This window comes from Zhouia amylolytica (assembly GCF_900116365.1).
Lineage (GTDB): Bacteria > Bacteroidota > Bacteroidia > Flavobacteriales > Flavobacteriaceae > Zhouia > Zhouia amylolytica.
Map to the genome: position 1 here is coordinate 189,476 of NZ_FPAG01000006.1, position 13,647 is coordinate 203,122.

The following is a 13,647-nucleotide window of genomic DNA, read 5'->3' on the forward strand; positions in this document are numbered from 1 at the left end:
AAATTACTATATTTCAATTGTAAAAAGGTGTTGAAAACCCAGAAATGCAAACTTAGCATTTATATTTAGGTTTTATTAAAGAAGGAATCCAGGATGAAACGAGATTATGATTTTAAATTTGATACAAGCGTTATAGCGTTGCCATTATTTTTTGTATTATTTATATGGTTGGTGTATTGGTTTGAAATTCGCTTTGGCTATGACTTTACTTCGTATGGGGTTTATCCGCGAACTTTTAAAGGGTTAAGGGGTGTTCTGTTTAGTCCCTTTATTCATAGCTCAATAGAACATTTATATAACAATACAATACCTTCTTTTGTGATGTTGATGGCGGTTCGATATTTTTATCGGGACATTACCATCAAAGTTATCGTTATCGGAATCATTGCCAGTGGAGTTTTAACCTGGTTAATCGGGAGACCTTCTTATCATATAGGAGCCAGCGGATTAATTTATGCCCTGGTTAGTTTTGTTTTTTTTAAAGGAGTCATTACGCGATATTTTCGCTTAGTCGCCCTGTCCCTGATTGTAGTTTTTCTTTATGGGAGTTTTCTATGGTATTTATTTCCTATAGAGGATGGGATTTCCTGGGAAGGTCATTTATCGGGATTTGTGGTAGGGCTACTGATGGCGTTGTTCATAAAACGAAGTATACCGTTAGCAACTAAATATAAGTGGGAAGAGGACGGATACCAAGAGGATAACGATCCTTTTTTAAGACACTTTGATGAGCACGGAAACTTTATTCCTTCAAGTGAATTAGATAAGGATGTCGATTCCAATACGCATACCTTAGAAGCTGGGACACGTATCCATTATCACTATACCAGAAAGAAAGAAATCGGTGAAGATGATCAGTTATGATAAACGTTGTCGAACCACTTCGTATAAGAAGGCTCCACAAGCTACCGAAACGTTCAGGGAACCTATAGAACCATACATAGGTAATTTGGCCTTATGATCGGTTAGCTTTAGAACTGACGGTGAAATACCAACATCTTCTGACCCCATAATGATCGCAGATGGTAATTTGAAATCTATATCGTAGATCATTTGCTCGGTTTTTTCAGTTGCAGCGACCACCTGAATACCTGATGCCTGAAGTTGAAACATCGCATCTTTTATGTGGTCAACTTTACAGATAGGTATGTTAAATGCGGCTCCAGCTGATGTTTTTACCGTGTCTGCATTGATGGGGGCAGCTCCTTTTTTCTGAATGATAATTCCATTAACGCCTGTACATTCTGCTGTTCTTATAATCGCGCCAAAGTTGCGAACATCTGAAAGCTGGTCAAGAATTAAAAATAGTGGGGTTTTGCCGGATTCTATAACCTCGAGTACAAGATCATCAAGATTATGAAATTCTACGGGAGAAATATTGGCAACAACTCCCTGATGGTTTTGTTTAGATAATCTGTTAAGCTTTTCAACAGGAACATAGGAAGCACTGATGCCATTCTTACGAACCAGGGTTTCCAATTCAGCAATTAAATCTCCTCTCAATCCTTTTTGTATAAAAATCTTGTCGATGTCTTTATCACTGTTTATGGCCTCAATAACAGTTCTTATCCCGTATATCTGATATTCCTTTTTCACTTTGGTATCTTTCTTCAGCTTGATTTCAAGGCGTAAAGGTATGAAAAAACCGACTCGAATAGAGTCGGTTTAAATTATTTTGTTGTGAACTGTATTTATAAGCTGTAATAATATTTAACTACAGGAACAAGATCGGCAGGTTCCTTAAGTTTAATGTTGTTATCTTTTAAATACTTTTTGATTTCATCTTTCTTATCTGCAAAAAAGTTCAACACAGAAGATTTATTTAATTTAACCTCCTCGTATTTGTCGTATTTATTCATGACGAATACATTGGTGTCTTGATCGAATTCACCTCCTTTATTATTGTATCTGCTCGATTGCCAACCACTAGCGTTTGGATCTTTAAAATCACTGCTGTATTCAACAATTACTTTTCTGTATGGTGGGTTTGCGATGCAATAGTATTTTGTTTTTTGCTTTGTATCAACGAATTCTGAACTACTGATTTTACTAAAGATATATGTATTATTATCATGATTCAGAACAAAACCCGGGAAGGTGTTTCCATCAACCAGCTTTGGGTCTTCATTGTCATTTTTTCTAAAGAATAATTGGTTGTTGTAGGTGTTGTATATAAGTTGGGTTTGATCCAGAAACTTACCATTTTGGTCTACAACATTACCTTTAGACCAGGATTTAAGAAAGAAAGGACTTCCTTTAGCAGCTACCTGGCTTGAGGTGAAACCATCTGAAATTGATGAGGCACCTCTGTTATTAGTGATTTGTGCTGATGCGAATGTGATCAGCAGCATTAAGCAAATTGTAAATAAATTTTTCATAATGTTTTGAGTATATAGTGGTTAATATACAAAAAAAACCTGCTTGATTATAGCAAGCAGGTTTTTTTAAGAATTCAAATTATTTTTATTGGTTAATCCAAAGAATAGTATCAAGGTTATCTGGTCCTTGTGCAGAAACAGCCGCATTGTAATTCTCTTCGTTAAGAGCTCCTGCCGTAGCAGAATATGCGTGTCTCTGAGGGATTCCAGTTGCATTACTTAATAGATCGTCTGGAGCAGTCAATGGTCTTTCATAACCCATTGCTTTTTGTCTTCTCCATTCAGCCCAGCTATTGTATCCTTGAAGGAACATAGCAACCCACTTTTCATAAGCGATATCTTCTAAAGAAGAATATGGGTTTAATGTAATGTAAGCTGTAGCTTCAGTAGCATCTACACCCCATTGCTCCATAGAAGCAGCAATAGCCTGATCGTATAAAGCAGAAGCATCTTCAGAAGTCCACCCTAAAGCAGCAGCTTCAGCTCTAGCGAATAATACTTCAGAATACGTGTAAATGTAAAGTGGAGCATCACTTTTTGTAATGATATCAGCGGTAATGAATGAATAATCATCAGTAGCTGAGTTTGATTGCCCATAAGGTGCACCAACATAAGTACCTGAATTAGTTGCAGGATCAGCCATTTTCGTTAGTCTTGGATCTTCCGGTACAGTTGGAGTTCCAGAACCAATTAGGGCATCAGCAAAAACATCACTAATTAAATAATCTCTACGACCCTGATCTACGAAATGATCTTGATAAAAGTTATCATTTGTATCCTCGTTTAAGTAAGGGTAGTAAATGTTGTTGGCATTTGAAGAGATAGCATTGTTATACGCTTCATTGAATTTAGCTGAACCTGTTGTAGGATCTGCGTTAGATAAACGTAATGCCATGGTCATTTTAATGGTATTACCAAATTCTCTCCATAATGTCATATCACCATTTAAAAGGTAGTCACCAGTTGGACCGTTACCAGAGTTGATCATTCCCAAAGCGCTGTCGATCTCATCGAATAATCCCATGTAGATAGACTCTTGCGAGTCATACTTTGGATATTGATTTTCTAAACCTTTAATCGCTTCAGTGTAAGGAATCATACCCCATCTGTCAGTCATATGGTGTAGTAAATACACTCTTAAGATGGTTGCTGCAGCAATCTGGTTGCCGTTTGAACCATAAGCCTGAGCATTAACTTTAGTAGCCTCATCCGTATTCAATTCAATAACTTTCTGAAGATCCACCAAAGTAGCATATAAGCCATTAAATCCCCAGTTTAAAGTTTGGTATCTCGATTCCTCATCGTATTGTCCGTTCGATAAATATTGAACGTAACAGTTCGTTGTAGTAGAAGAAACAATCCCGTCTAACGTTCTTTCCGCATTGGTAAGCAATGATGCAGAAGAAGCATCTGTCGGGCTGTTTGGATCTACGTTCATATCTCCAAAATCTACTGTATCACAGGCTGTAAAAGAAAGAGATAAAGCCAGAATACAAAGCCAGATTTTATTTAAATTTATTTTTTTCATTTTCCTATAGCTTTATGTTAGAAAGTTAATTTTACGTTCACACCGAAACTTCTGGTGTTAGGCAACTGCCCACCTTCTGTCCAGTTTACACCGTTTGCCGTTTCTATCTCAGAAGGATCTAGACCTGGGATAGCAGAATCTATTAACCATACATTGTTAGCAAATACCCCTAAATTAACATCAGAGAAAGGAGTTTTCTCGATAAAGGCACTTGGAATAGAGTAGTCTAAACGTAAAGTTCTAAGTTTTACATAAGATGCATCGTATAACCATCTTTCGTGAAGAGCGAATAAACGTCCCCAGTATGTCTGAGCTTCAACATAATATGAAGCCGGCTCTCCTGTGGTAACGTCAGCACCTTCGATCAAGATACCACCTGAATCAGCTCCAGCATCTGCGGCTGGTGTGTACCACCATCCACCTGAACCTACGATAGCATCCCTTTCCGGGTTTCCTAAAGCGTTGTTTCCAACAGTTTCAGCACCTAAACCAGAGTAGTTGTTGAACATTCTCGTAACAGAGAATACTTTACCACCTTTCTGGAAGTCAAAGCTAAATTGGAAACTAAAGTTTTTATAACGTAACGTACCGAATGCACCCCCAGTAAAGTCTGGTAATACATTACCTAAATATTGGTTGGTATCGTATTGAGGACTACCTGTACTAGATAGAAGGATTCTACCTTGGTCGTCTCTTTGGTATGCTCTACCGTAAATAGCTCCCCATTCTTCTCCAACTCTTTCTTGTAATTGAATACCTCTCCAGCTTGAAGATAGAACGTTTACATCAACACCGTCAGCGATTTTATTTACATAACGATTTAAAGTAGCAATGTTGAATGACATATCCCATGAGAAGTTCTCTGTACGAACCGGAGTAACATTTAATGCAACTTCGATACCTTTATAGAACTGCTCTCCCTGGTTATCTCTTGTAGAGCTGTATCCTGTAGAACCATCAAGAGAAATCGGCACAGGTAATTCACTATCTGTTTTTTCGAAATAAGTGAAATCTAAACCGATTCTGTTGCTGAAGAACTGAACTTCACCACCAAGTTCTAATTCTTCTCTAACACCTCCTCTTAGGAATGGATTAGGGTAAGATGATCTTGTTGTTAACGCACCATAGCTGCCGTAAGGAGTTCCTACAGCGTAAGTTTCTGAGTTTGCATATACACCTGGGAAGTTAGGTGCCTGAGCAAGACTCGCTCTTAATTTACCAAACGTTAAAACGTTGTTTTCAGGTAATAATTTACTGAAGATGAAACTCGCTGAACCTCCATAAGTTTCAACTCTGTTGTCCTCTTCGTAAGCAGTAGACTGCCAGTCTAAACGAGCTGAACCGTCTAAGTAAAGGATACCATCGAATAAACCTAAAGACGCTTTTGCGAACATTGATTTTCTTTGTGACTTAGATCTGTAGCTAGATACATTAGGTCTGTCAACAGATGTATTTAAGCTGTAAAAACCTTCAGTAGTTAATCCACCTACAGAGTTTGCATTGATGCTCTTGTAGTTAAATGTACCGATCTCGAAACCTGCACTGGCAGAAAGGTCGATTGCATCAGTAAGATCTGTATCGTAGTTTGCGATACCAAAAATTTCATCTAAGCTATCTGTGCTTTCGCTTTCAGAATAACCTTCAACGCTTAGTCCACCAAAACCAGTTCGGCTGTTTGATTCATAAGTGTTCATTGATCTTCTTACTTCCACTGACGCATTAAAGTCGTCTGTGAATTCATATGACATCCCAATTTTACTAAAGAATGCATTTTTATCCTGGAAGTTTAAGTTTTCATAAACTTCGAAGAAAGGAGAATCCCAAAAAAGAGGTCTGGTGTTGGTAGGACTATTGATGTTCCAAGAAACGAATTCACCATTTCTTTTATAATCTCTCAATCTGTCGATATCCAACTGACGTTGCCACCACTGGTTAAAGTTTGAACCTAAGTTACCATACCCATTATCAGGGAAGTTCTTAGTTTGTCTTAACTGATAGTTAACGTTTGTAAAAGCAGTTAACTTTTCAGTAATATCAAAGGTAGCATTTACGGTACCTTGGATCGTGTTTCTGTCTGAGTTTGGAGAAACACTCTTTCTGTCGATGTTCTGGATCGATGCTCTAATTGAATAATCTTCACCACCTTTAGCAAATGTTAAAGAAGTGTTGTTCACAGAACCAGTCTGGTAAAAATCTTTAACGTTGCTTCCGTTTGGAGAAAAAGGTCTAAGCTTACCAAATTCAGGATCACCTACAATCCATGAATCCCAGTGACGAACCATTTGTCCTTCCATTCTTGGTCCCCAGCTTTCATCTGCATAATATTCAACCATTTGCTGACCGTCGAAAGAAGCCCAGCTTGCAGGGTGTTGTGAAGGGTCATAGGTAAATGTGTTAAAGTCCTGGCTGTAACCACCACCGTACTCATTCTGATAGTCAGGTAATAGGTAAACGTTTTCAATCGTAGAACTGTGGTTTACTGTAACTGAACTTACACCTTCTTTGGCCTTTTTGGTAGTTATGATAATTACACCATTGATACCTTGAGGTCCGTAAAGTGCTGTTGCAGCTGCACCTTTTAACACAGACATTTCTTCGATGTCATCAGTGTTAATGTCTGAAGATGCATTTACTTTAATACCATCAACGATATAAAGTACATTTGAATTACCTCTTAATCTAATTTGAGAGTTACCAAAACCTGTACTTGGAGCACCAACAAACTGAACACCGGCAACTTTACCTGCTAAGGCGTTACTAATGTCTGTTTCTCTGGTTTGTACCAGGTCGTCACCTTTAACGGATTGTTGAGCGAAACCAATACTTTGACTTTCTCTTTTAATACCTAAGGCTGTTACTACAATTCCTTCCAGTTCTTCTGCAGCAACTTCTAACTGTACATTAATAGTGCTGGAAGCACCTACTGATCTTTCTGTCGTTTTCATTCCGACATAAGAGAATACCAATACTTCTCCTGTAGACGCAGTAATTGAATAATTTCCATCGAAGTCTGTCTGAGTACCATTAGAAGTACCTTTGACTAGGATGTTAACGCCAGGTAACGGAAGACCGTCTTGGTCTGTAATGTTACCTGAGATCGTTTTTTCTTGTGCAAGAACGACCTGCACCGCTAACGCTAGGAATAGCGTTAGTAATCCACTAAACTTTGTTCTCATTTGTAAAATTATTTGAATTAGTCGATGCCAAAAGTGGTAAAATGTTGTTAAAAATCCAACTTTTTTTTCTTAAATCTGTTAATTACATCTTAAAATGAAGCTAAATCTGTGTTTTTTTCAGACATGTTTGTAGTCTGTATCTGACTTTTATGTAAAACGCTTTCTGTTTGGAGATTATTAATTTTTTTATTGAGGTTAGGGGGAAGGTTACAAGTGTTGGTTGTCTTTATTTAGTTAAGTGTTTGAAAATGAGATGTTAATGTGATTTTGGTGAAAGCGTTCTTTTTTTTGGGGTTGTATTTGCTGTTCTGTTGATGAGGTTAACTGATTAATTATGATTGAATTGTTATTTTAATTTTAATAAAACTTTAAATTTTAGCAATAATTCAACCACTGAATCGTGGGCGACTGGTCTGTTTTTGGTAACGGTTTTTGAGCAATTTGGGCTCGATCTTAGTGGGTTATTCCGATAGGTTATTTTGTGCAGAAGTTATAATGGGATGTTTGTGTAAATTGAAAAAGCCATTCGGATTGCGAATGGCTTTTAAATCGTTCGTCAGATGATTTTAATGTTCGTCTTCCAGGAAACCGGATCTTTTGTGTCCTCCGAATTGATATACAGTACCGGGGTCCCAGTCAAATTCGGCTTCAAAATAAATGCTGTCAACTACAGTTCCTGTGGCTGATCCTCGTCCGCCATTTTTAATGATTTTTCCATTACTCACGGTGACGGTTCCGCCAGTAATGAGTTCTGGTGCATTTTCAGGACCAGAGAACACCAGGTCATCCAGGTCGGCTTGAACGGTAGTTTTAATTTCGAAAAATGCTCCATGGTCATCAATCCAGAAATTCTCATCATTAGCAGCCGTATTGGAGGTGGTGTATAAGACATATCCTCCGCCGTAGGCAATCGACCCGTCAGGGAAGTATCCTATGATGAACCAATCACCGTTAAAGTCTTTGGTTACGGCTTCGAAATTATCATAATCCTCATACCCTTCGTCATCATTACATGAAATCCAGAGCGTGGAGGTGACTATTGTGATTGCTATAAAAAGAAACTTTTTCATGACTCTATTGATCTTTATTGTTTGTTAAATTCTATGCCAAAAACTCCAAATCCACCGACTCTCATGTTCCATCCTATGGTAGCATCGTCTATGATGAAAGCGCTTGTTTGCGGATCGGTATATTCATCTGCAATTACACTTCCAAAAACAGAAGACTGTTCAGGGATTACTAATGTGGTGCCGTTTACTTGTCCAAAGACAACAGCAATACCATTAGGCGGGAAGGCGTCAGTTATATTGTAAAAGCCATCGGCAACTTTCGTGACTTCTGCGGCTCTGTCCGGATTATTACTTCTCCAATAGGTGCCGCTTAGATCGGTGTTTAACACATCATCGATTGATGAGGTTACGATCACGTTTCTGGTCGTGGTTGCTGAAAATCCATCCGAGTTGGTCGCTGAGTATTCCAGAATATAAAATCCTTCGGTGTTTGGGTCTACCGAACCGGTTACGGATACAGGGATTTCATTTTCGCCTTCATTTGCAATTACCCCGGGATCCGTAAAACCGGATCCTAATTCCGTAATTATGTAAGGTCCGTCAATCACCTCGAAGGTGGGATAATAGGTAATGTTAGACTTGATAGGCGACTTTTCTGAGCATGATAAAGCAATAATCCCAACGGTTATTAGAGTTATTATTTGTTTCATATAAATCTTCATGACTTCTGTTTTTAAATAGCTTTATTCTTGTTTTTGATCCCACCATGCTTTCTCCAATAATGAAGATTTCTGAACCAAATTAGGGTTCCTGGTAACCTCACTATCTGGGTAAAACATTGAGTTAGGCGTTTGTGTTCCCGGAAGTATTGAGTTTATTGACGAAATAAGATTTCCTATACTATAGTCTTGAGCTCCAGGAGCTACAGTTTCGGGGTACTTAGTGCGTTTGACTTCGAAAAAGGCTTCAATGTTGTTGATGTAGGCGAGGGAGGCCCACTTTTGAACCATTACCTGTCTGACTGCAGTTTCGATGTCTCCACTCGCAACATATTCGTAATCTCCGCCGGCAGCAATGAAAGGTTGAGCATCGGCCGGACTGAGTCCGTATGTCATAAATGACATTTCGATCCCGGTATTATATTTAGCGTCTGCTCCACTTCCTCCTGAATATCTTATCAGGGCTTCAGCCTGTAAAAAGTTGCTTTCTGCGACAGTCATGAAGTAAACAGGAGTTTGAGGTTCTATATTAGGTCTTGAAAAGTCTTGTGCCTGATCGTTGACAAAAGATTCCCGATCGCCCTGGTCCAGTCCTCTGAAGGCTGCACCATTGTTTAATCTGTATACGGAACTGATCCTTGGGTCTGAATGAATCAGGTAAAACTGCATCAAAGAATTACTGGCAACATTGTTAACGTCTCCGAGTCGGTCTATTTGTACGTCATAAAAAGGATGACTCTTATTAATCTCTCCATCGTATGCTGCAAACATAGCATCGGAGGTTAAAAAGTTGTCGTCTGCTAATAAGGTGTTAACCGCTGAAGGGTTGGCGCTTGAGGTGTATGCCATTCTTAAATGTAATTTTAACAGAAGGGTGTTGGCGAATTGAACCCAACTATCCATATCAGCCTCATAAATTGCGTCTTGTTGGCCAACGGTCGATTCAACAGGATTGTTCAGGTAGTTGGACTTGGCGCTGTTGATCTCAGAGATTAGACTTTGGTATATGGATTCTCCTGCGTCAGGACTTGGTGTAATATTGTCATTTCCTTGCAAGGCTTCTGTATAAGGGACATCTCCAAATAGATCTGTTAAGACCTGGAAGGTGTAGGCTCTTAAAACAGTTGCGATTAAGACGGAACCTGTTTCGCCTTCTTCTCTGGAAGCATTAATAACGTAGTTTAAGTCATTTAGGCAACCTGCATATAACTCTGACCATAGTCTGTTCGCATAGTCGGTATTTATATTATAGGTGTCTATATTTAGATATTGACTTGCACTCGGTGCCTGCGTGTGATATTGGGCAAAGAAGCCGCCCAGGTTCGTAAGGTCTCCGCCCATTATGGTGGCTAATGAACCTTCAGCTGCCGTAAGGATGTATCTTTTATCAACTTCAGCAGGTGTGTTAGGATTGGTGTTAATGTCTAACTCATCTTTACAAGATACCACCAGAACGAAGAAAAATAATATTTTTAATAATGTTTTCATTTTTATCAATTTTATAATTCTTTATTAGAAGCTAGCTTTTAAAGTGACTCCAATACTCCTTGTACTTGGGTTGGCACTGAATTCTCCAAACTGGCTATTAAGGTCGGTACCGAAGGTAGAGACCTCTGGATCTATATATTGATTACTCTTAGGAGTAAATAATAATAAGTTTCTTCCAACTATGATAATGGATAGCTGGTCTAGTGGGGTTCTTTCGATAACCTTGGCCGGGAATCTATAGCCAAGGGTAACTTCACGCAACTTGATAAATGATTTTTCTATCACATTCTCTCTATCGAGGGCTGTTGCTCTGTAGTAATCGTCCATATGTTCAGTATCTACTGCGATGTCATTTTCCACATAGGTGCCATCCTCAAGTTGTCTCACTGATCCAGGAACGATAAAAGGTTGTCTGTCGTTGATGACCGTGGTAATAGAGTTACCCGTAAACCTTGTGATTTCTGCCGTTCTTGAATACATGAGTCCTCCTTCACGAATGTCGAAGGTAAATCCAAATGATAAACCTTTGTATGAGAATTCATTCGATATACCTAACGTATAGTCGTATTGGGTGTCTCCGTAGACTTCTTTAACGGAGGAGGCAATTGGAACACCATTATTGTCTACAACGATATTTCCGTTAGGGTCTCTTAATGGAACGCTACCTTCCAGTAGCGCTAATGGTTCTCCTTCTTTAGCTATAAGTGAGGTGGTGCTAAGCCCTCCCAGAGCTACCTGATCGATACGTTCATCTAAGGTTTCCAGGATGGCGTCGTTAGTACCGTAGTTGAAGGTAGTTGTCCAGTTAAACCCGTCTATGTTTTTGAAAAAATCTATTCGCAATAAGGCTTCAATACCTTTATTGGAGATGGTACCGATATTTGCGGTTTGATTGGTATAACCAGAAGATGGAGACAGTGGAAGGCTTAAGATCTGATTTTCCACTTTCGCATCGTAGTAGGTAAAGTCTATTCCGATTCTGTTTTTAAAGAACTCTAATTCCGCTCCGATTTCAAACTCTTTTCTTCGTTCAGGTTCAAGGTTTGGATTTTCGGCTCTGTTACCTACCTCAAAAGCATTCAGGCCGCCGGTTGCGAACTGTAGTGTTCTAAAACCCTGGTTGTCTATAGAGCCTGCAACAAATACCGGTAGTATTTGGTATGGGCCTGTGTCAACACCTGTTTCTCCATAACCAGCCCTTATTTTACCGTAGCTGAATATGTTTTTTAAGGGTTCGAAGGTTCTTGTGAAAACCCAGCTGGTATTGATACCTCCATAAAAGACAGATCTGTTTTCCTCGGGAAGGGTGGAGTACCAGTCATTTCTTGCGTTGACTGTTAAATATAACATATCCATGAAAGAAAGACTTGTGCTATTATAAAGTCCTGCCAGTCGCCTTTTGCTAATTGTGGAGTTCACTACGGGTGAGCTCGCTGAGTTGGTAAAGCCATAAAACCCTGGAATGTCCTGAGAAGATACGGTTGCGTTAGAGCTGTTAATGTATCGTTCGTTGTAGTTGAATCCTATGGTTGATTGAAGGTTTAAATCCTCGGTTAGATCAAGGTCTATATTATATAGGATATCGTGATTAATTTGTTTTACGAAATTAATGGTTTCACCATATGAACCTGGTTGTTCTGTACTGGATCCATCATTTGGACTTCCTGGTTCTGCATCTATAATAGGAGTCCAGATTTTTAAATAATCACTGTACTGGTCGAGACCTAATCGGTATGTGAATCTTGACCAATCGTTAAAATCTACGCTCACATCCAGTGACCCGTATATTCTTTCCTTTTTATAGTCACTTCCGTTTTCATTTAAACTGAAGTAAGGGTTTGTAATTCCGTAAGGGGTGTAGTAATTGGAAACGTTGTTAAAAGGATCGTTAATATAATCTTTGAATTCCGTGATATCAAAATCGGTAGGAATTTGCATTAGGTCGTTATAAACAGAAGATGTTTGTCCGGTAGCAACAGCACTACCGTCGGTGCTTACATAATTAAGCGTACCTCCAAATGTTAAGTAGTCTACCTGTGATTGAAACCCTAAGGAAAGTGTGTTTCTTTCGAAGGCATCCGCTTCTGTAGGGTATATACCGTCGCTGGTAGAATTGGAAAATGAAATTCTACCGGTGGTGCTTCCTTTACCCCCGGAAACTGCAACGTTCGTTATGAGGGAGTTTCCGATATCGAAGAAATTTCGTAATTGATCTTCCTGGAATTTATATGGTTTTATTTTTTGGGCATTGTCAACGATATTCCCCCAGGGAATTACACGGCCGTCAAATCTTGGACCCCAGGAACCGTTTTCTATTAGGAAATGTTGCCCGTCCCAACCCTGACCAAAATCTTCCTGGTATTTAGGAGCTCTAAGCATATCTGAAAAGAAGACACTCGTTGAAAAATCTACTTTAAGCTTGTCTGCTTCACCGCGTTTGGTGGTTATAATGATAACCCCGTTTGCTGCCCTTGAACCATATAGAGCTGTACCGGATGCACCTTTTAATACGGTAATGGATTCAATGTCTTCGGGGTTGATATCCCCTGAGCCTCGTCCGAAGTCGAACCCTCCATTAAGGTCGTTGGAAAAGTTTGTGTTATCATTGATAGGAGCGCCATCTACAATATATAGTGGCTGGTTTGATCCTCCCAGGGTACTAAAACCTCTTATGATAACACCTGAGGATGAACCCGGATCGGTAGAAGCGTTTGAGATAACCACACCTGCTACTTTTCCTTTCAGAGCGTTTGAAATGTCGGTTTGAGAACCTTCAGTGATTTCTTCCGAGTTAACGGTTGTGGTGGCAGATCCTACGGAGGATTTTTCTCTTCGGATACCCAGGGCGGTAACTACGACTCCTTCGAGTTCTTCTGCTGCGGCGAGTAGTTGGACGTTCATTTGGTTGGAGGCTCCAACTGTTTGTTCGACGGTCGTTAAGCCTACATAGGAGAAGACCAGAACTTGACCTACGTTAGCATTAATTGTGTAATTACCATCGAAATCGGTTTGCGTACCGGTGGTAGTTCCTTTAATCAAAACATTAACACCAGGTAAGGGTGATCCGAAATCATCGGTAACAGTACCGGTGATGGTTTTTTCTTGCGCAAAGGAGATATATGTCATGCATGAAATGATTAGCAATATAACTTTGCTTAATTTTGTTCCCATGATTTAATAATTTGATTTCTAACTATAAAAATCAGGATTATTCTTTATATTTATCGCTTTTTTATTGTTAATATTTTGATAAATTAACATAATAAATGTTAAAATGTTAAATATAATGTTAGAAAATTAAATAATTTTAATTTCAATATCCTTTGTTTGAGTGGTTTGGTGCTTGTG

9 protein-coding genes are annotated in these 13,647 nt (G+C 39.0%); 1 reads left to right on the forward strand and 8 read right to left on the reverse strand.

What is annotated here, in order from left to right:
* Positions 1 to 93 precede the first annotated feature (93 nt).
* Positions 94 to 864 (forward strand): rhomboid family intramembrane serine protease, encoded by a 771-nt coding sequence (locus tag BM361_RS11110; RefSeq protein WP_074978875.1) that lies wholly within the window; start codon positions 94 to 96, stop codon positions 862 to 864.
* Here BM361_RS11110 and rlmB read toward each other — a convergent pair.
* The 8 genes from rlmB to BM361_RS11150 form a co-directional block, all read right to left on the reverse strand.
* Positions 859 to 1,596 (reverse strand): 23S rRNA (guanosine(2251)-2'-O)-methyltransferase RlmB, encoded by a 738-nt coding sequence (gene rlmB / locus BM361_RS11115; protein ID WP_038260753.1) that lies wholly within the window; start codon positions 1,594 to 1,596, stop codon positions 859 to 861. The two genes, BM361_RS11110 and rlmB, sit on opposite strands and share 6 nt — an antisense overlap.
* 95 nt (positions 1,597 to 1,691) lie before the next feature.
* Positions 1,692 to 2,378 (reverse strand): hypothetical protein, encoded by a 687-nt coding sequence (locus BM361_RS11120; protein WP_139226708.1) that lies wholly within the window; start codon positions 2,376 to 2,378, stop codon positions 1,692 to 1,694.
* A gap of 85 nt (positions 2,379 to 2,463) precedes the next feature.
* Entirely contained in the window at positions 2,464 to 3,906 is a 1,443-nt protein-coding gene (locus tag BM361_RS11125; protein ID WP_074978878.1) for a SusD/RagB family nutrient-binding outer membrane lipoprotein, read from the reverse strand.
* Between the two features lie 17 nt (positions 3,907 to 3,923).
* Positions 3,924 to 7,082 (reverse strand): SusC/RagA family TonB-linked outer membrane protein, encoded by a 3,159-nt coding sequence (locus BM361_RS11130; RefSeq protein ID WP_074978880.1) that lies wholly within the window; start codon positions 7,080 to 7,082, stop codon positions 3,924 to 3,926.
* Positions 7,083 to 7,648: 566 nt separating this feature from the next.
* Positions 7,649 to 8,152 (reverse strand): lipid-binding protein, encoded by a 504-nt coding sequence (locus BM361_RS11135; RefSeq protein WP_074978882.1) that lies wholly within the window; start codon positions 8,150 to 8,152, stop codon positions 7,649 to 7,651.
* A gap of 14 nt (positions 8,153 to 8,166) precedes the next feature.
* Positions 8,167 to 8,802, reverse strand: a complete 636-nt coding sequence (locus BM361_RS11140; protein WP_051413338.1) for an immunoglobulin-like domain-containing protein — start codon at positions 8,800 to 8,802, stop codon at positions 8,167 to 8,169.
* Between the two features lie 33 nt (positions 8,803 to 8,835).
* Positions 8,836 to 10,299, reverse strand: a complete 1,464-nt coding sequence (locus tag BM361_RS11145; protein ID WP_074979057.1) for a SusD/RagB family nutrient-binding outer membrane lipoprotein — start codon at positions 10,297 to 10,299, stop codon at positions 8,836 to 8,838.
* Between the two features lie 24 nt (positions 10,300 to 10,323).
* Positions 10,324 to 13,425: a SusC/RagA family TonB-linked outer membrane protein gene (locus BM361_RS11150; RefSeq protein WP_083425936.1), complete on the reverse strand. Its 3,102-nt coding sequence runs from the start codon at positions 13,423 to 13,425 to the stop codon at positions 10,324 to 10,326.
* Positions 13,426 to 13,647 lie beyond the last annotated feature (222 nt).